General features: G+C 66.0%; 19 protein-coding genes. 5 read left to right on the top strand and 14 right to left on the bottom strand.

The annotated features are described in order from the left end of the window. Positions 1-11: 11 nt before the first annotated feature. From ABWW33_RS28455 to ABWW33_RS28405, 11 genes are read right to left on the bottom strand one after another with little or no spacing between them, the layout of a single operon-like run. Complete coding sequence (locus ABWW33_RS28455; protein WP_176655946.1) at positions 12-533, bottom strand: chemotaxis protein CheW; 522 nt, start codon at positions 531-533, stop codon at positions 12-14. Between the two features lie 11 nt (positions 534-544). Then, a complete protein-coding gene (locus ABWW33_RS28450) occupies positions 545-2,233 on the bottom strand; it encodes a methyl-accepting chemotaxis protein (protein ID WP_176655947.1) in 1,689 nt (562 codons plus the stop codon). 36 nt (positions 2,234-2,269) lie between these two features. After that, entirely contained in the window at positions 2,270-3,568 is a 1,299-nt protein-coding gene (locus ABWW33_RS28445; protein WP_353404781.1) for an EAL domain-containing response regulator, read from the bottom strand. A gap of 31 nt (positions 3,569-3,599) precedes the next feature. Then, the gene (locus ABWW33_RS28440) at positions 3,600-4,670 is read right to left on the bottom strand and encodes a protein-glutamate methylesterase/protein-glutamine glutaminase (RefSeq protein ID WP_176655949.1); all 1,071 of its coding nucleotides are present in this window, start codon (positions 4,668-4,670) and stop codon (positions 3,600-3,602) included. Beyond that, the gene (locus tag ABWW33_RS28435) at positions 4,667-5,194 is read right to left on the bottom strand and encodes a chemotaxis protein CheD (RefSeq protein WP_353404778.1); all 528 of its coding nucleotides are present in this window, start codon (positions 5,192-5,194) and stop codon (positions 4,667-4,669) included. Before ABWW33_RS28435 ends, ABWW33_RS28440 begins: the two co-directional genes overlap by 4 nt. Then, positions 5,191-5,997 (bottom strand): CheR family methyltransferase, encoded by an 807-nt coding sequence (locus tag ABWW33_RS28430; RefSeq protein ID WP_353404777.1) that lies wholly within the window; start codon positions 5,995-5,997, stop codon positions 5,191-5,193. Before ABWW33_RS28430 ends, ABWW33_RS28435 begins: the two co-directional genes overlap by 4 nt. A gap of 20 nt (positions 5,998-6,017) precedes the next feature. Then, positions 6,018-6,575: a chemotaxis protein CheW gene (locus ABWW33_RS28425; RefSeq protein WP_353404776.1), complete on the bottom strand. Its 558-nt coding sequence runs from the start codon at positions 6,573-6,575 to the stop codon at positions 6,018-6,020. A 16-nt stretch (positions 6,576-6,591) separates the two neighbouring features. Further along, the gene (locus tag ABWW33_RS28420; RefSeq protein ID WP_353404775.1) at positions 6,592-8,778 is read right to left on the bottom strand and encodes a chemotaxis protein CheA; all 2,187 of its coding nucleotides are present in this window, start codon (positions 8,776-8,778) and stop codon (positions 6,592-6,594) included. A gap of 16 nt (positions 8,779-8,794) precedes the next feature. After that, complete coding sequence (locus ABWW33_RS28415) at positions 8,795-9,103, bottom strand: STAS domain-containing protein (protein WP_176655954.1); 309 nt, start codon at positions 9,101-9,103, stop codon at positions 8,795-8,797. 33 nt (positions 9,104-9,136) lie between these two features. After that, complete coding sequence (locus ABWW33_RS28410) at positions 9,137-9,505, bottom strand: response regulator (protein WP_176655955.1); 369 nt, start codon at positions 9,503-9,505, stop codon at positions 9,137-9,139. A gap of 13 nt (positions 9,506-9,518) precedes the next feature. Then, entirely contained in the window at positions 9,519-10,646 is a 1,128-nt protein-coding gene (locus ABWW33_RS28405) for a methyl-accepting chemotaxis protein (RefSeq protein WP_353404774.1), read from the bottom strand. Between the two features lie 381 nt (positions 10,647-11,027). On the opposite strand from ABWW33_RS28405, the gene ABWW33_RS28400 reads away from it, so the two are divergent. Together ABWW33_RS28400 and ABWW33_RS28395 are read left to right on the top strand one after the other, a co-directional pair. Continuing rightward, the gene (locus ABWW33_RS28400; RefSeq protein ID WP_353404773.1) at positions 11,028-11,615 is read left to right on the top strand and encodes a response regulator; all 588 of its coding nucleotides are present in this window, start codon (positions 11,028-11,030) and stop codon (positions 11,613-11,615) included. After that, positions 11,558-11,803 (top strand): response regulator, encoded by a 246-nt coding sequence (locus ABWW33_RS28395; protein ID WP_353404772.1) that lies wholly within the window; start codon positions 11,558-11,560, stop codon positions 11,801-11,803. The genes ABWW33_RS28400 and ABWW33_RS28395 overlap by 58 nt, the downstream gene beginning before the upstream one ends. 115 nt (positions 11,804-11,918) lie before the next feature. On the opposite strand, the gene ABWW33_RS28390 is transcribed toward ABWW33_RS28395, so the two are convergent. Continuing rightward, positions 11,919-12,068 carry a hypothetical protein gene (locus ABWW33_RS28390; protein ID WP_353404771.1) on the bottom strand — a complete coding sequence of 50 codons (150 nt, stop codon included), beginning with the start codon at positions 12,066-12,068 and terminating at the stop codon, positions 11,919-11,921. A 26-nt stretch (positions 12,069-12,094) separates the two neighbouring features. Between ABWW33_RS28390 and ABWW33_RS28385 the strand changes: the two genes are divergently transcribed. Together ABWW33_RS28385 and aqpZ are read left to right on the top strand one after the other, a co-directional pair. Further along, complete coding sequence (locus tag ABWW33_RS28385; RefSeq protein WP_353404770.1) at positions 12,095-12,424, top strand: hypothetical protein; 330 nt, start codon at positions 12,095-12,097, stop codon at positions 12,422-12,424. A gap of 56 nt (positions 12,425-12,480) precedes the next feature. After that, positions 12,481-13,173 (top strand): aquaporin Z, encoded by a 693-nt coding sequence (aqpZ, locus tag ABWW33_RS28380; RefSeq protein ID WP_176655957.1) that lies wholly within the window; start codon positions 12,481-12,483, stop codon positions 13,171-13,173. A gap of 44 nt (positions 13,174-13,217) precedes the next feature. Here the strand turns inward: aqpZ and ABWW33_RS28375 are convergent, their stop codons facing one another. Further along, on the bottom strand, positions 13,218-14,831 hold the full coding sequence (locus tag ABWW33_RS28375; protein WP_176655958.1) for a methyl-accepting chemotaxis protein: 1,614 nt from the start codon (positions 14,829-14,831) through the stop codon (positions 13,218-13,220). Between the two features lie 236 nt (positions 14,832-15,067). Between ABWW33_RS28375 and ABWW33_RS28370 the strand changes: the two genes are divergently transcribed. Beyond that, positions 15,068-15,694, top strand: a complete 627-nt coding sequence (locus tag ABWW33_RS28370) for a Crp/Fnr family transcriptional regulator (RefSeq protein ID WP_353404769.1) — start codon at positions 15,068-15,070, stop codon at positions 15,692-15,694. Positions 15,695-15,732: 38 nt separating this feature from the next. Here the strand turns inward: ABWW33_RS28370 and panD are convergent, their stop codons facing one another. Then, on the bottom strand, positions 15,733-16,092 hold the full coding sequence (gene panD, locus ABWW33_RS28365; RefSeq protein WP_353404817.1) for an aspartate 1-decarboxylase: 360 nt from the start codon (positions 16,090-16,092) through the stop codon (positions 15,733-15,735). Positions 16,093-16,165: the final 73 nt, after the last annotated feature.

Genomic DNA, 16,165 nt, shown 5'->3' with positions numbered 1-16,165 from the left:
GAAGAGTGGCGCTATGAATTCTGTGGCAAGGCCCCGCCGGCCGACAGCGCGGCGATCTCGCTGGCCGATACCACGTGTTGCACGTTCAGCAGCAGCACGAAGCGGCCGTTGACCTTGCCTATGCCCTGCAGCAGCTCGGCGCGCACCTGGGCGCCGAAGCTGGGCGCCGGCTCGACATCGGCGGCCGGAATATCCAGCACCGCGTTGACGGCGTCGACCAGGATGCCGATCACGAAGGGGCCGTCGTCGCTGTCCACTTCGACCACGATGATGCAGGTGCGCTTGCCGATCGGCGACGGCGCCCGTTCCAGCCGCCGCGCCAGGTCCAGCACCGGCACCGCCGTGCCGCGCAGGTTGATCACGCCGCTGATACAGGCCGGCATCTGCGGCACTGGCGTGACGCCGGCATACTCGAGTATCTCGCGCACCGCCAGGATGCCGATGGCGAACATGTCCGGTCCCAGCATGAAGCTGAGATATTGCGCTGGACCCGCCGCCAGTTGCCGCGGCTCCGCTACGCTCAAGGTATTCATGCCGGCCTCGCTTAGAATTTAGTGAAATTGCTTTCGTCTGGATCGCTCATTTCCGCCATGCGGCGGTTGCCGGCCGTGGCGCCGGCTTTCGGCTTGGCCCGTGCCACGCGCACCGGCGCCACCGCGCGCACGCTGCGCGTGCTGGCGCCATAGCCGGCCAGCTTGAAGAAGGACATGGTCTGCTGCAGCTGCTCGGCCTGGCCGCTCATCTCCTCGGCCGTGGCGGCCAGCTCCTCCGAACTCGACGCGTTCTGCTGCGTGGTCTGGCTCAGCTGCGTGACCGCCGAATTGATCTGGCCGACGCCGGCCGACTGCTCTTCCGACGCCGCCGTGATCTCCTGCACCAGGTTGGAGGTGCGGCGGATGTTGGGCACCATCTCGTCCAGCAGCCGGCCCGCCTTCTCGGCCAGCTCCACGCTGCTCGACGCCACCTGCTCGATTTCCTGCGCCGCCACCTGGCTGCGCTCGGCCAGCTTGCGCACCTCGGCCGCCACCACCGCGAAGCCCTTGCCGTGCTCGCCCGCGCGCGCCGCCTCGATCGCCGCGTTCAGCGCCAGCAGGTTGGTCTGGTAGGCGATGTCGTCGATGATGCTGATCTTCTTGGCGATCTGCTGCATCGCCGCCACCGTCGAACGCACCGCCTCGCCGCCCTCGGCCGCCTCCAGCGCCGCCTTGCTGGCGATACCGTCGGTGACCTTGGCGTTTTCCGTGTTCTGCGAGATCGACGCCGTCATCTGCTCGACCGAGGCGCTGGTCTGCTCGGTGCCGGCGGCCTGCTCGCTGGCCGCCTGCGACAGCGACTGCGCGGTGGCGCTGACCTCTTCCGAAGCGCTGGCCAGCGACTCGGCGCCGTTGTTCACTTCCTGCACCACGTGCGACAGCTTCTCGATCATGCCCTTCATCGCCGCCAGCAGGCTGGTGCTGTCGCCGGATTTCAGTTCGACGTCGGCGCTCAAATCGCCGTCGGCCACCTGCCGCACGATCTCGGCGGCGTAGCTCGGGTCGCCGCCCAGCTGGCGCAGGATGCCCGTCAATATCAACAGGCCCAGCGAAACCAGCAGCGCCAGCGAAATGGCGGACGCCGTGTACATCTGGGTCTGGGCGCGCGACGACGCGATCTCGGCCTCCTTGACCGAGTCGTTGCCGACGTCGACGTTGATCTGCACCAGCTTGCCCAGGCTGTTCTCAATCGCGTGGAAGGCGTCGCGGTTGGCCAGCAGCACCTTGTGCAGCTCGACGAATTCCTCCTTGCGCTTGTCCTTGTCGGTACGTATCAGTTTCGACAGCTGATCGGTGAACATGGTGTTCTTCTGCTTCCAGTCGTCCCACTCCTTGATGAACTGCTTCCACACCTTTTCTTCCTCGACCGTCTGCGGCAGCGGCTCGTAGATTTTCCAGGCTTTCTCGAACTGCGCCATGATATCGCCCTGCCGCTTCAGCTCATGCGGCAGCTCGTCGGCCTGGTCGGGATAGTTGGCCAGCGCATCGACGGCGCGCGCCGACGAGCGCAGCGCCGTCTTGGCCTCGTTCATCGCCATCAGCGCCTGCACCGACGGCAGGCGCACCACGCCTATCTCGCGCAGCATCTCGCCTTCCTTTTTCAAACCCATGAAGGAAATGATCACCACCACCAGCAGTGCCAGCACTGCGACGCCCAGCAGCGTCAAAATCTTGGTCCTGACTGTAATCGTTGCAAACATAATAGCTCTCCAGTTAGGCCGTTTTTTTAGATATATTTAATCAGGACGCGATGCCGCGCCCTGGCCCTGCTCGTCCACCGCCAGCGCCCGCAAGCGGCGCCGGTCCTGCCTCATCCACCCGACCAGATCCTCCGCCGGCATCGGCCTGGCCAGCAGATAGCCCTGCGCCATGTCGCAGCCCAGCTCGCGCAGCAGCTTCCAGTCCTCGATCGTCTCCACCCCCTCCGCCACGGTGGCCACGCCCAGGCTCTGGCCCAGGTCCAGCGCGCTCTTCAACACCACGTGGCGGTTGGCCCGCTGCGACGCGCCGTTGACGAAGGCGCGGTCGATCTTCAGTTCGGTGAACGGGCAACGCGCGAACTGCTGCATCGACGAATAGCCGATGCCGAAATCGTCCATCGCCAGGCCGAAGCCCATCAGCCGCAAGCGGCCCATATTGGTCAGCGCCTGCGACAGCTGGCGCATCACGCTGGTCTCGGTGACTTCCCACACCAGCGTGGCCGGCTTCACCGAGGAGGCCATCACCAGCGCCGTCAGCCGGTCGATGAAGCTGCGCTCGGCCAGGTTGTCGGCCGACAGGTTGATCGACACCGTCAGCGGCGGCAGGCCGTGCCGCTGCCATTCCTCCAGCTGCGCCAGCACCTGGCCGACCATCGCCAGCGTGAAGTCCTCCATCAGCGGCGTGCCTTCCAGCGCATCGATGAAATGCGCCGGCGCCAGCAGGCCGCGCACCGGATGGCGCCAGCGCGCCAGCGCTTCCATGCCCTTCAGCTGGCCGCTCTGCATGGCGATCTTGGGCTGGTAGTAAGGCAGGAATTCGCCGCGCGCCAGCGCCTGCGCCAGTTCGTCGAGCAGCGGCTGGTCCGGCTGCGCGCAGGCCGGCTTGGCGGCCACCGCACGCCCGGCGCGCTCCAGCAACTGCGTCAGCGCGTCCAGCTGCACCGGCTTGAGCAAGGTGCCCAGCAGGTCCAGGCAGGCATCGTCAAAGCTCATGTTCTCGATGATCTCCAGCAGCCGCGGATCGCGCGCGCTGACCACGATCAGGTTTTGCGCCAGCCGACGGTCGCGCAGCTGGCAGGTCAGCTCGATGCCGTCCATGCCCGGCATTTCGAGGTCGGTCAGCACCAGGAACATCGGCTCGCCGTCCTGCCGCTCCAGCATCTGCAAGGCTTCGTTGCCGTCGCCCGCCTCCAGGATGTCGCCGAAGCCGAGCTGGCGCAGCAGGCCGACCAGGTAGCCGCGCTGCACCGCGCTGTCCTCCACCACCAGCACGCGCTGGCCGGCCCAGGCCCGGGCGACGGCGGTCTCGTTGACGGTGGCGGTTTGTGTCGGCATGGTGCGCGCTGGTTCCATATGCGGTAAAAGGTCAGTAGCCGAGCTGCTGCAGGATTTCACGGTAGATCGCGTTCAGCGGCACCGACTTCTCCACGCCGCCGCGCTTGACCGCTTCCTTCGGCATGCCGTACACCACGCAGCTGGCCTCGTCCTGCGCCACGGTGCGCGCGCCGGCCTTGAACATCTCCAGCATGCCGGCCGCGCCGTCGTCGCCCATGCCGGTCATGATCACGCCCAGCGCGTTGGCGCCGGCCGCGCGCGCCGCCGAGCGGAACAGCACGTCGACCGACGGCCGGTGGCGGTTGACCAGCGGGCCGTCGACCACCTCGACGAAATACTGGGCGCCGGTGCGGCGCAGCAGCATATGCTTGCCGCCCGGCGCGATCAGCACCTGGCCTTGCAGCACGCGGTCGTTGTTGGCGGCTTCCTTGACGCGCACCTCGCACACGCTGTCGAGGCGGGCGGCAAAGGCGGCGGTGAATTTTTCCGGCATGTGCTGCACCACCACGATACCGGGCGACACGCGCGGCAGCGACGTCAGCACCTCTTCCAGCGCCTGGGTGCCGCCGGTGGAGGTGCCGATCGCCACCACGCGCTCGGTGGTGGCGGTCATCGGCTTGTGGTCGGACGGCGGCAGCACGGCGTCGGCATTGAGCTTGGGCGCCGGCACCGGCGGCGGACGGTTGACCAGCTTGCCGACGTGGGCGCCGGCGGCGGCGCGCACCGCCGACACCAATTCGTCGGCGCTGTCGTGCAGGAACTGCTTCAGGTCCAGCCGCGGCTTGGTGATGATGGCCACCGCGCCAGCGCTGAGCGCCTCGACCGAGGTCTGCGCGCCCTTCTCGGTCAGCGTCGAGCAGATCACCACCGGCGTCGGGCGCTCGGCCATGATCTTGCGCAGGAAGGTGATGCCGTCCATCTTCGGCATCTCGACGTCGAGCACGATCACGTCCGGCCATTGGACCTTCATGCGCTCGATCGCCAGCAGCGGATTGGCCACTGCGTGGGTGACGGTGATGCCGGCCGCCGCGTTGAGCAGGCCGCTCAGCACCTGCCGCACCACGGCCGAGTCGTCGACGATCATGACCTTGATTCCACTCATGCCTTTTCCTTGGTCTTGCGGGGCGCCGCCGTATCGGGCGCCACCTGGCGGCTCAATACTTCGCCGCTGCGGATGGTGAAAATCAGCTGGCGGTGTCCTTCGCCGAACAGGCTTTCGGACACCGCCTGGATGCCGTGCTGCTGCAACAGGCTGCGCGCGTAGTCGCCGTTCTGCATGCCGATGTCGCGCACCTTGGCGTTGCGCGGGAACATGGCGGCGCCGCCGAAGATCTTGCCCTGGCACTGGATCGGCGGCGCGCCGTGCTGCGCCATCCCTTCGAGCATCAGCGCCATGGCGTCGGCGCCGTAGATGCCGGGCTTGTCGTGGGCCTTCCTGCGGCCGGTGCCGGGCAGCAGGAAATGCGACATCGCGCCGATGCGCAGGGCCGGATGCCACAAGGTGATCGACACGCAGGAGCCAAGCAGCGTGCGCACGCGGTAGCGCTGGTCGCCGACGAAGAAATCGCCGGGCATCAGGAAGATATCGATCAGCTTGGAATCGGCCATGGTCAGCGTCGCCGTCATGGTTTGCGATAGATGGAGGGCGCCACCGCAAGCAGGGTATCGTTGATGTCGTTGAGCGTCTCGGAATGGCCGATCAGGAAGTAGCCGCCGGGCCGCAGCTGCGCCAGCAGCCGCGCCACCACCTGACGCTTGGTCTCCAGGTTAAAGTAGATCATCACGTTGCGCAGGAAGATCACGTCGAAGCTGCCGATCTTGGGCAGCGGCTCGTTCAGGTTCAGGTGGCGGAACTGCACGCGCTGGCGCAGCGGGCGCTCGATCAGCATGGTGCCGGCCTCGCAGCCCTGGCCCTTGAGGCAGAAGCGCTTCAGGTAGGCCGGCGGCATCTGGCTGGCGCGCTCCATCGGATAGTGGCCGCTGCGGGCGCGCTCCAGAACCCGGGTGCTGATGTCGGTGCCCAGCACCTCCCAGGCGGCGTCGCCCAGCACGTCGGCCATCACCATGGCGATGCTGTACGGTTCCTCGCCGCTGGAACTGGCGGCGCTCCACACGCGCAGGGTCTGCTTCTTGTCGCGCGCCTCGGTGGCCAGGTCGCGCAGCAGCGCGAAGTGCTTGGGCTCGCGGAAAAAATAGGTTTCGTTGGTGGTCAGCAGGTCGACCGCCACCTGCAGCTCGGCCGGCTGCGTGCGGCTTTCCAGCAGCCGCAGATAGTCGCCATAGCTGTTGAGCTGATAGTGGGCCAGCCGCTTGGCCAGACGGCCGCTGACCAGCGCCTGCTTGCCGTTGGCCATGAAGATACCCGCCGCATCGTAGATGAAGCGCTGGAACTGCATGAACTCGCGGTCGGTGATGGCGGTGACGGGCATGGGCTGCTTTGCTTCGATGGTCAGTTGCTGCGGGCGGCGACGGTGTCGCGCGCCATTTCCACGATTTCCTCGTTCGACAGCACGTGTTCGATGTCGAGCAGGATCACGAACTTGCCGTTGAATTTGCCGATGCCGGCGATGAAGTCGGGCCGGATGCGGGTGCCGAACGACGGCGCCGGTTCGATGTCGCCGGCGGCGATCTCCACCACCGCGTTGACCGCGTCGACCAGCATGCCCAGCACCTGCTTGCACTCGCCGTCGCCGCTGTCGACTTCGACGATGACGATGCAGCTGCGCTTGCCGATGACGCTGGGACTGCGGCCGAAGCGCGCCGACAGGTCCATCACCGGCACCACGGCGCCGCGCAGGTTGATCACGCCGCGCACGCAGTCCGGCATCATCGGCACGGTCGCCAGGCTGCCGTACTCGATGATCTCCTTGATGTGCAGGATACCGACCGCGTACTGGTCCTCGCCCAGCATGAAGGTCAGGAACTGGCTGGGCAGCGCGGCGCCGCTCTGCAGCGCGACGATGGCGCTGCTCCCGTAAGTCACGACATTGTTGACGGCGGTATTCATGGTTTCCTCTTTCAGGCTAGGCGGCCAGCGCCACGGCGGCGCCCTTGCCGCTGACGGCCTGCATCAGCGCCGACACGTCCAGGATCAGCGCCACTTCGCCGCTACCCAGGATGGTCGAGCCGCTGATGCATTTGACTTCGCTGAACATCGGGCTGAGCGGCTTGATGACGGTCTGGAATTCGCCCAGCAGCGTATCGACCACCAGCCCGGCGCGCTGGTTGCCCAGCTTGAGCACGACGATGCTCTCGCGCCGCGTGGCGGCGCCGTCGATGCGGAACAGCTCGCGCAGACGCACGAACGGCAGCACCTGCCCGCGCAGGTTGCAATAGTCCTGGCCCGGCTCGGTGGCGTACTCGATGCACTCCTCGATCATGTCGAGCGGGATCACGAACACCGACGATCCCACCTGCACCAGGAAGCCGTCGATGATGGCCAGCGTCAGCGGCAGGCGCACGGTGACGGTGGTGCCGGCGCCTTCCTTGCTGCTGACGTCGACGCTGCCGCGCAGCGCGGTGATGTTGCGCTTGACCACGTCCATGCCGACGCCGCGTCCGGACAGGTTGGTGATCTTCTCGGCGGTGGAAAACCCGGCCTCGAAGATCAGGTTGTAGATCTCGCTGTCGGTCAGCTTGCGGTCGGCGTCCACCAGCCCGCGCTCGACGGCCTTGGCCAGGATCTTTTCCTTGCGCAGGCCGCCGCCGTCGTCGCTGACTTCGATGACGATGCTGCCCGATTCATGGAAGGCGTTGAGCTTGATCATGCCCTTGGCAGACTTGCCGTTGGCCACGCGCACGTCGGCCGGCTCGATGCCGTGGTCCATGGCGTTGCGCACCAGGTGCATCAGCGGATCGCCGATCTTCTCCACCACGGTCTTGTCCAGTTCCGAATCCTCGCCGTCGACGATCAGGCCGATGTCCTTGCCCAGCTCGCGCGCGACGTCGTGCACCACCCGCTGGAAGCGGTTGAAGGTGGCGCCTATCTTCACCATGCGCAGCTCGAGCGCGGCGTCGCGCACGTCCTCCACCAGCCCGGTCAGGGTCGAGGTGCATTCGAGCAGCTCGGCGTTCTGGATATGCTGGCCTATCATGTTGGCGCGCGCGCCGGCGATGATCAACTCGCCGACCAGGTCGATCAGCCGGTCCAGCTTGTCGGAATCGACGCGGATCGAGCGGCTCTCCTGCGCCTTCTGTTCGCTGACCTGCTTCTGCTTGGCCAGCGCCGCCTCCACCACCACCGGCGGCACGTTGCCGGCGCCGACCAGGATGCTGCCCAGCTGCTGCTGCGGCTCGTCGGCCGGGCGCTCCTCGGTCGACTGCTGGTGCAGCGCCCCCTCCAGCTCGAACGCGGTCACGCTGCCGCAGCGCACCAGTATCTCGCCCAGGCGCGCGGCCTGCTCCGGCAAGGCGCGGATCAGGTCGACGTAGTGCGACACCTTGCTGTGCGGCGGGATGATGCGGATCTCGCAATCGTCCTGCACGAACTCGAACACGCCGGCGATGGCGTCGCGGTCGGCCGTGCTGTCGAAGGCGATTTCAAAGCCGAGGTAGCACAGCTCCGCGTCCATCTCGTCGGCGGGCGGCAGCGCATCGGGCACGGTGGCGATGCCCACCACGCGGCCCAGCTTGGCCAGGTAGCGCAGGAAGGCGATCGGGTCCATGCCGTTCTGCAGCACGCCGCGGCCGAAGCGCAGCGAGATGTGCCAGTAGTCGCTGTCGCCGCCGTGCTGGGCGATGCGCTCGACGCCCGGCTCGGCCTGCACCGCCAGCGGCGCCGACGCTGCACCTGCGGCTGTGCCGGCGGCGTCCGCGCCGCCTTCCATGTGGCGGCGCAGCTGCTGCAGCAGCATCTCGCCTTCGGGCGCGGTGTCCGGATCGGCCTCCAGCCGGCCGGCGGCCAGCGCGTCCGTCATGCCGGACAGGTAGTCGCAGCACGACAGCAGCAGCACGATCATTTCATCGTTGAGCACCACGCGGCCGTCGCGCACTTCGTCGAGCAGGCTCTCGACCACGTGGGTGAAGGCGACGATGTGATCGAGGCTGAACAAGCCGGCCGAACCCTTGATGGTGTGGGCGGCGCGGAAGATGGCGTTGATCGCCTCGCTCTGGTCGCCCGCAAGGTCGACGTTGAGCAGCGCGTTTTCCATTTCCTCGAGCAGTTCGCGGCTTTCCGTGATAAATGTCTGTAGCGCTTCGTCCAGGTTCATGGCGTGGCCTCGCAGGTCAGTCGTGTATCAGCAGGGCGTCGCCGAAGAACGCGCCCAGGTCCAGCATTTCGAATATCTCGACCACGGCCGGGCTGTGGTGCAGCAGGCGCAGTTCGCGCTTGTCGGCGTTGGCGGTCTGCTTGGCCAGCATCAGCACCTGCAGGCCGGCGGTATCGAGTTCGGTGATGCCGGCCAGGTCGATCTCCAGCACGCGCGACTTGCGCAGCGCTTCCAGCACCGTGACTCTGAGGTCGGCGGCGCGGTAGATCGTCATCTCGCCGTCGATGGCAATGCGGGTGACGTCCTGCGGTGATTGGTCCGGCATCGCGGCCTCCGTTCAGTCGTTCGGTCGTTCGGTTTAGGGCAGCACCAGCTTGGCGACGGCGCCGAGCAGCACCTCGGGCTTGAACGGCTTGACCACCCATGCCTTGGCGCCGGCAGCCTTGCCCTCTTCCTTCTTGCTCTCCTGCGATTCCGTGGTCAGCATGATGACCGGCGTGAAGCGGTAGTTGGGCAGGGCCTTGAATTCCTTGACGAAGGTGATGCCGTCCATATTCGGCATGTTGACGTCGCACACCACCAGATGGATTTTCTGGCCGGTGCATTTGGACAGCGCGTCGACGCCGTCGCGGCCCTCGATCACGTCGTAGCCGGCGCCCTTGAGCGCGATGCCGACCACCTGGCGCAGGGATGCGGAATCGTCGACCACCATAATGGTTTTTGCCATGGTTTAGCTATCCTCAGAAGAAAGTGATTTCATCGGCCGCGGCGGCGACCGGGGTGGCGTGGCGCGAGCCGGTGTGGATCGCGTGCTCCTCCGCCATCGCATAGGTTTTTTGCAGTTCGTGCAGCAGCGGCTGCGGGTCGAGCGGCTCCAGCACCTGGTCGGCGTGGTAGCGGTCGCGGTTGTCGCGCAGCAGCGCCGGCAGCAGCTCCATGTTTTCGCGCACATGCGCCATCACCTGGCTGACGCGGTCCTGGAACTGCAGCTGCACCAGCGCCTCGCCGACCTCGCCCTGGATGCCGACGCTCTGCTGCTTGAGCAGGTCGGACGACTGCACCAGCTCGTCGGTCATCCGGCGGAAGTCCTGCAGCACCGTATCGATCATGCCTTCGGCCGACTGCATCGACTTGTCTTCCTGCTCGCTGGACTGTTCGGCCGCCTGGCTGGCGGCCAGGATGGCGCTGCTGATCAGGCCGACGCGGTTGGAGATGTTGCGGCCGGTCTCGGCCGAGCGACTCGACAGGTTGCGCACTTCCTGCGCCACCACCGCGAAGCCGCGGCCGGCGGGACCGGCGCGCGCCGCCTCGATGGCCGCGTTCAGCGCCAGCAGATTGGTTTGCGCGGCGATGCTGGCCACGCCTTCGGCCATGTCGCGCAATTCGCGCGTGAAGCTTTCGAGGTCCTTGATCTTGGCCAGCATGGCCTGCTTGGAAGCCATCGCCGATTTCATCGACACCACCACCGAGCCCAGCTGGGTTTCGCTGCGCGCGAACACCTCGGTCATCGCGGGGCCGCCCTGGCCGCCGCCGTGGCTGGACACATGGACCGCGTTGTCGAGCTTGTCGACGATGCTGGAGAAACGCCCGGCCAGGTCGGCCACCGCTTCCTCCATCTGGGTGCGCGAGTTTTCGATGTGGCGGCACCAGATCGGCAGCACGGCGTCGCCGAACTGCTCGCGTCCGGCCAGGTAGCTGTCTATCATCTGCTGCTCGCCGCCGCCCATGCCGGCCGCGCCCGACGCGCGCGCGCACCACGCGGCGGCGGCCAGCAGCAACGCCGACCACAACAGCGTGTACCAGCCCCAGGTGCTCCAGCCGGCAACCACGGTCCCCAGCGCGCCCGCGCCGGCCAGGCCGAAGGGCATCAATATCCTGCTATCCATACCCGCATTATTCTTCACTGGACGCCACCCCACTATCATCTCGCAAGGCGCATGTGCGGCCTTGTGGAAGTCCAACTGTATCCCAGAAATAAAGCCTGCGCCACAATGTGGCCGACAATCAATTGTATTGTGGAGTTTTAAGCCACAGCACCTCAAATTGCTTCAAAAGAAAAATAAAGTAAAGTTAAGATAGATGCTTGCATGATGGATGTTGCTTGCTACTGTTGTAGCAGCACCACCGCAGCAAGCCAGCGCGGCATTGCCTTACTTTCGACCTTACTCACTATCACGCTGGAACCTTCTATTCCTCTGCCGAATATCGATCTCTCGCTACCGTTGCTGGTGGTGGACGGCAATCAACAAATGCGCTCCCTGGTCAAAGGCATCCTCGCCGATCTCGGCTTCGCCAACGTGTTCCTGGCCGGCAGCGGCGAAGAAGCTTGCCGCATCCTCAACGAACGGCCGATCGCCGCCGTCATTTCGGACCTCGACATGCCGGGCATGAACGGCCTGCAATTGCTGCGCTGGGTGCGCAGCACGCTGGCCGACAAGGAGCTGCCGTTCATGCTGCTGCCCGGCGAAGCCAACCGCGAAGGCTTGCTGGCGGCGACCCAGGCCGGCGTGACCGATTGCCTGATCAAGCCCTTCACGCTGGCCACCTTCCACAGCAAGCTGCAGGCGATGTTCCAATCGCGCGGCGACGCCGCCGCCAAACGCGCGGGCATGCGCCGCGCCGCCGCGTCCGCCGCCACGCCGGCGCCGGCGCCGCTGATCGGCATGGAACGCCCGCTGGAGGAACGCCTGCGCGAAGCGACCGTGCTGGTGGTCGACGACATCGCCACCAACATCAAGGTCATCGCCGGCATGCTGCCGAGGACGGCTACGGCGTCAAGGTGGCGATCTCCGGCAAGAAGGCGCTGGAGATCATTCCCGTGCACCGGCCGGACCTGATCCTGCTCGACATCATGATGCCGGAGATGGACGGCTTCGAAGTGTGCCGCCGCCTCAAGGCCGATCCCGCCACCGCCGACATCCCGGTGATCTTCCTGACGGCCAAGGACCAGACCGGGGCATCGTCGGCGGCCTTGAGCTGGGCGCGGTCGACTACGTCACCAAGCCGGTCGATCCGGCCATCCTGAAGGCGCGCCTGCGCACGCACCTGCGGCTGGCCGGCATGATGGCCGACCTGAAGCGGCAGAACTCGGCCGTGGCCGACAACGCCCAGCTGCGCGAGGAAGTCGAGCGCCTGAGCCGCTACGACCTGAGCGCGCCGCTGGCCGAGGTGATCGCCGCCGGCGAACAGCTGCTGGCCGATCCCGCGCTGGCCGCGGCGCCGGCCCGGCGCGACACGCTGCAGCGGCTGGACGAGGCGGCGCACCGCGCTGCGGCTGGCCAGCCTGTCACTCGAACTGTGCCGCATCGAACAGGGCGTGTGCCAGCCGGGCAGCGAGCCGCTGGCGCTGAACGCGGTGCTGGCGCGCGCCACCGCCGCCACCGCCCGCACCCATCCGGTGATGCTGCCGCCGGCGCCGGTGCTGGCCGACCGCACGCTGTGCCAGACGCTGTTCGAACACCTGGCGCTGAACGCCGCGGCCCATACGCCGGCGGGCACCTCCATCGTGCTGGGCGCCGCGCTGGAAGACGGTTGCTGGACGCTGTCGCTGGAATATGCCGGCGTGCTGCCGGCCGCACCCGTTTGCTGCTGCGCCTGCCGGCCGCGTGAAAATTCCGCGCTCGACTTTTTGCTCCGTCCCGGGTAGATTGACAACGTTGCAAATACATTATGCAAACTGGCTCATTCTATCGAAGGAAAAACATGAAACAATATGGCGCGGAATTTTTTGGAACATTTTGGCTGGTGCTCGGCGGTTGCGGCAGTGCCGTGCTGGCGGCGGCCTTTCCCGGTGTCGGCATCGGCCTGCTGGGCGTATCGCTGGCCTTCGGCCTGACGGTGTTGACGATGGCCTACGCCATCGGCCACATCTCCGGCTGCCACCTGAATCCTGCGGTGTCGATCGGCCTGTGGGCCGGCGGCCGCTTCCCCGCCAATAAGCTGCTGCCCTACATCATCGCGCAGGTACTGGGCGGCATCGCCGCCGGCGGCGTGCTGTTCGTCATCGCCAGCGGCAAGGCCGGCTTCGACGTCATGGGCGGCTTCGCCTCCAACGGCTACGGCGCGCATTCGCCGGGCGGCTACTCGCTGCTGGCGGCGCTGGTGACCGAGGTGGTGATGACGATGATGTTCCTGCTGATTATCCTCGGCGCCACCGACGAGCGCGCGCCCAAGGGCTTCGCGCCGCTGCCGATCGGCCTGGGCCTGACCCTGATCCACCTGATCAGCATTCCGGTCACCAACACCTCGGTCAACCCGGCGCGCAGCACCGGCGTGGCGCTGTACGTGGGCGACTGGGCGGTCAGCCAGCTGTGGCTGTTCTGGGTCGCGCCGATCGCCGGCGCGCTGCTGGGCGCGGCGATCTACCGCTTCATCGGCACGCCGGAAAAAGCCTAAACATTACCGCCTGAGCGTTACGGCCTGAGCGTTACAGCTGCCCCTCAGGCCAGCATGGCGCGCGCGCCGCCGCGCGCCGGCATCGCCGGCCGCCGCGGCGCGGCGTCGCCCAGCTTGAAGATGCTGACGGCGTCGGCCAGCTTGGCGGCCTGTTCCTGCATCGCATCGGCCGCCGCCGCGGCCTGCTCCACCAGCGCCGCGTTCTGCTGCGTCACGTGATCCATCTGCGTGATCGAGTTGTTGATCTGCTCGATGCCGTTGGTCTGCTCGCTGCTGGCGTTGCTGATCTCGGCCATGATGTGCGTGACGCGGGCTATGCTGGCCACCACCTCCTCCATCGTGCTGCCGGCCCGGCCCACCAGCCGCGTGCCGGTCGCCACCTTGGTCACCGAATCGTCGATCAGCGCCTTGATCTCCTTGGCCGCGCTGGCCGAGCGCTGCGCCAGGTTGCGCACCTCGGTCGCCACCACGGCAAAGCCGCGCCCCTGCTCGCCGGCGCGCGCCGCCTCGACCGCCGCGTTCAGCGCCAGGATGTTGGTCTGGAACGCGATGCCGTCGATGACGCCGATGATGTCGACGATCTTCTTCGACGAGGCGTCGATCGACGCCATGGTCTGCACCACGTCCGACACCTCGGCGCCGCCGCGCGCGGCCACTTCCGACGCCGACGCCGCCAGCTGGTTGGCCTGGCGCGCGTTCTCGGCGTTCTGCTTGACGGTGGACGTCAGCTGCTCCATCGACGACGCCGTCTCTTCCAGCGAACTGGCCTGCTGCTCGGTGCGCGACGACAGGTCCAGGTTGCCGGCGGCGATCTGCGACGACGCGGTGGCGATGGTGTCGGTGCCGCTGCGCACGTCGCTGACGATCTGCACCAGGCCGCTGGACATGCGGTGCAGCGCCTGCAGCAGCTTGCCCGGCTCGTCCTGGTTGTAGCCGGTCGTCGCATGGTTGCTGTGATCGACCAGGTCGCCGCAGGCCACGCACTCGGCCAGCGCCACCGCCTCGTTGATCGGCCGCGTGATGCCGGCCGTCAGCCACCACGCGAACGCCACGCTGAAGGCCACCACCAGCGCCGCCATCAGCACCAGCAGGTTGCGGCTGTTCCTGGCCACCTCGTCGATGCGGGCGGCGGCGCTGTCGATTTCCTTGCGCTGGTGGTCCAGCATTTTCTGCAGCATGGTCTCGTAGACCTTGGAGGCCGGCAAGTAAGCGCTTTCCAGCAGGCGGCTGGCCTCGTCGGCGTCGCCGCCGGCCTTGGCCTTCATCACGCCGTCGCGCGAAGCCACATAGTTCTTGCGGGTGCTGACCAGGTCCGCCATCAGCGCCTTGTCGCCGTCGTTGGCAAGCTCTTCGATTTTCTTGATCAGGCCCTGGGCGTAGGCGGTGGAGACCTTGGCGTCCTCGGCGAAGAAGGTGGCCAGCGCCGGATCGGCGCTCTTGGCCACCGCCGTGGTGCGGCGGATGCCGGCAAACACCACACGGTACCAGTCGGCGATCAGGCGCTCCTTGGCCAGCGGCGCCTCCATCATGGCGCGGGTGGATTCAGCGACGCCTTGCAGGCGGTAGATGCCGACACAGGTGTTCAATATCAGAATCGCAAGGATGACAGCAAAGCCAAGGGACAGTCGGCGTCCGATGCTGAGGTCGCTGATTTTCATGTGAGTCTCCCGAATTGTAGGCCGGTCGTGCGCCGCCGGCTGCGCTGGTGCTGTCTTATGGTAACGCCAAAATCCAGCCCCGCTCAACCTCTTTCAATTGCTTTAAGCTTGAAATATATTTGCGTTTTTAGTTCCAATCCGCAACGAAAATTGTCCCTTCCGCTGAGAAAACGTTTACACTTCCGGATATTATGTACGGCCATTTACATGCCGGGATTTCACAGCAAACCAAAAAAATGAATCAGGCATTCTTAGAACATAGAGCAAAATACCGGGAAATCATCGCCGAACGCTACAAGGTGACGACTGAAATGTACGATGAGGTGACGCGCCAGCTGGCGCCGCTGGCGGTGCCGGTGAGCTTGCGCAAGGGTGAATTTTTACAACGCATCGGCACGGTGGCGCAGAACGTCCACTGGCTGCACAGCGGCGTCGCCCGCACCGGCTTCATCACCGAGACCGGCAACGAAGTCACGCTGCAGTTCCTCACCGACGGCCAGCCGGCCGCCGCCCACGACGACCTGTTGCGCGCGCGCGAGGAAAAGCCCGCGCTCAATTTCGTCGTCGCCGAGACGGCCGTGCACGGCTACCGCCTGGACTGGCTGGAACTCAGCAAGCTGGCCGACAGCAGCCATGTGTTGCGCGACTACTACCTGAAGGTGTCCGAGCGCGGCATCATCGAGCAGGGCCGGCGCCTGTACCTGAACGCCTCGCCGGCGCAGGGTCGGCTGAACGCCTTCCGCCGCCAGTACCCGGGGCTGGAGCAGCGCATCTCGCAGAAAGTGGTGGCATCGTTCCTCGGCATCACGCCGCAGTACATGTCGCAGTTGCTGCGCAACGACAACGCATCGAAGCCGGAATAAAAAAGAGCCTTGCGGCTCTTTTCGGTTTACTTCTTCACTTATTTCTTCATGCCCGTGATCTTGTTCTTGTCGTCGACGAACACGACTTTCGGCTTGTAGTCCTTCGCCTGGTCCTCGGTCATCGGCGCGTAGGTGCAGATGATCAGCAGGTCGCCCAGCTGCGCGCGGCGCGCGGCGGCGCCGTTCAGCGAAATCTCGCCGGTGCCGCGCAGGCCGGGAATGGCGTAGGTGGAGAAGCGCTCGCCGTTGTTCACGTTGTAGAGCTCGATTTTTTCGTTGCCCCAGATATCCGCCGCTTCCAGCAGATCCACGTCGATACCGCAGGAACCTTCGTAGTGCAAGTCCGCCTGGGTGACCGTCACCCGATGCAACTTGGACCGCAGCATCACTCTTTGCATAGACATCTTCTTCATCCTTCGATTAGTAAACATTCAAGCTTTGCATTCAGGCCAGCATGGCTCCCCGACGCGC

Origin of the sequence: Duganella hordei (genome assembly GCF_040369125.1) — a bacterium.
Taxonomy (GTDB): domain Bacteria; phylum Pseudomonadota; class Gammaproteobacteria; order Burkholderiales; family Burkholderiaceae_D; genus Rugamonas; species Rugamonas hordei.
This window is presented reverse-complemented; position numbering and strand designations above follow the sequence as displayed.

Bases quoted from the DNA above. Each gene is read 5' to 3' on its own strand.
- ABWW33_RS28455 (WP_176655946.1), bottom strand. From the start codon at position 533: ATGAATACCTTGAGCGTAGCGGAGCCGCGGCAACTGGCGGCGGGTCCA.
- ABWW33_RS28450 (WP_176655947.1), bottom strand. From the start codon at position 2,233: ATGTTTGCAACGATTACAGTCAGGACCAAGATTTTGACGCTGCTGGGC.
- ABWW33_RS28445 (WP_353404781.1), bottom strand. From the start codon at position 3,568: ATGCCGACACAAACCGCCACCGTCAACGAGACCGCCGTCGCCCGGGCC.
- ABWW33_RS28440 (WP_176655949.1), bottom strand. From the start codon at position 4,670: ATGAGTGGAATCAAGGTCATGATCGTCGACGACTCGGCCGTGGTGCGG.
- ABWW33_RS28435 (WP_353404778.1), bottom strand. From the start codon at position 5,194: ATGACGGCGACGCTGACCATGGCCGATTCCAAGCTGATCGATATCTTC.
- ABWW33_RS28430 (WP_353404777.1), bottom strand. From the start codon at position 5,997: ATGCCCGTCACCGCCATCACCGACCGCGAGTTCATGCAGTTCCAGCGC.
- ABWW33_RS28425 (WP_353404776.1), bottom strand. From the start codon at position 6,575: ATGAATACCGCCGTCAACAATGTCGTGACTTACGGGAGCAGCGCCATC.
- ABWW33_RS28420 (WP_353404775.1), bottom strand. From the start codon at position 8,778: ATGAACCTGGACGAAGCGCTACAGACATTTATCACGGAAAGCCGCGAA.
- ABWW33_RS28415 (WP_176655954.1), bottom strand. From the start codon at position 9,103: ATGCCGGACCAATCACCGCAGGACGTCACCCGCATTGCCATCGACGGC.
- ABWW33_RS28410 (WP_176655955.1), bottom strand. From the start codon at position 9,505: ATGGCAAAAACCATTATGGTGGTCGACGATTCCGCATCCCTGCGCCAG.
- ABWW33_RS28405 (WP_353404774.1), bottom strand. From the start codon at position 10,646: ATGCCCTTCGGCCTGGCCGGCGCGGGCGCGCTGGGGACCGTGGTTGCC.
- ABWW33_RS28400 (WP_353404773.1), top strand. From the start codon at position 11,028: ATGCGCTCCCTGGTCAAAGGCATCCTCGCCGATCTCGGCTTCGCCAAC.
- aqpZ (WP_176655957.1), top strand. From the start codon at position 12,481: ATGAAACAATATGGCGCGGAATTTTTTGGAACATTTTGGCTGGTGCTC.
- ABWW33_RS28375 (WP_176655958.1), bottom strand. From the start codon at position 14,831: ATGAAAATCAGCGACCTCAGCATCGGACGCCGACTGTCCCTTGGCTTT.
- ABWW33_RS28370 (WP_353404769.1), top strand. From the start codon at position 15,068: ATGAATCAGGCATTCTTAGAACATAGAGCAAAATACCGGGAAATCATC.
- panD (WP_353404817.1), bottom strand. From the start codon at position 16,092: ATGCAAAGAGTGATGCTGCGGTCCAAGTTGCATCGGGTGACGGTCACC.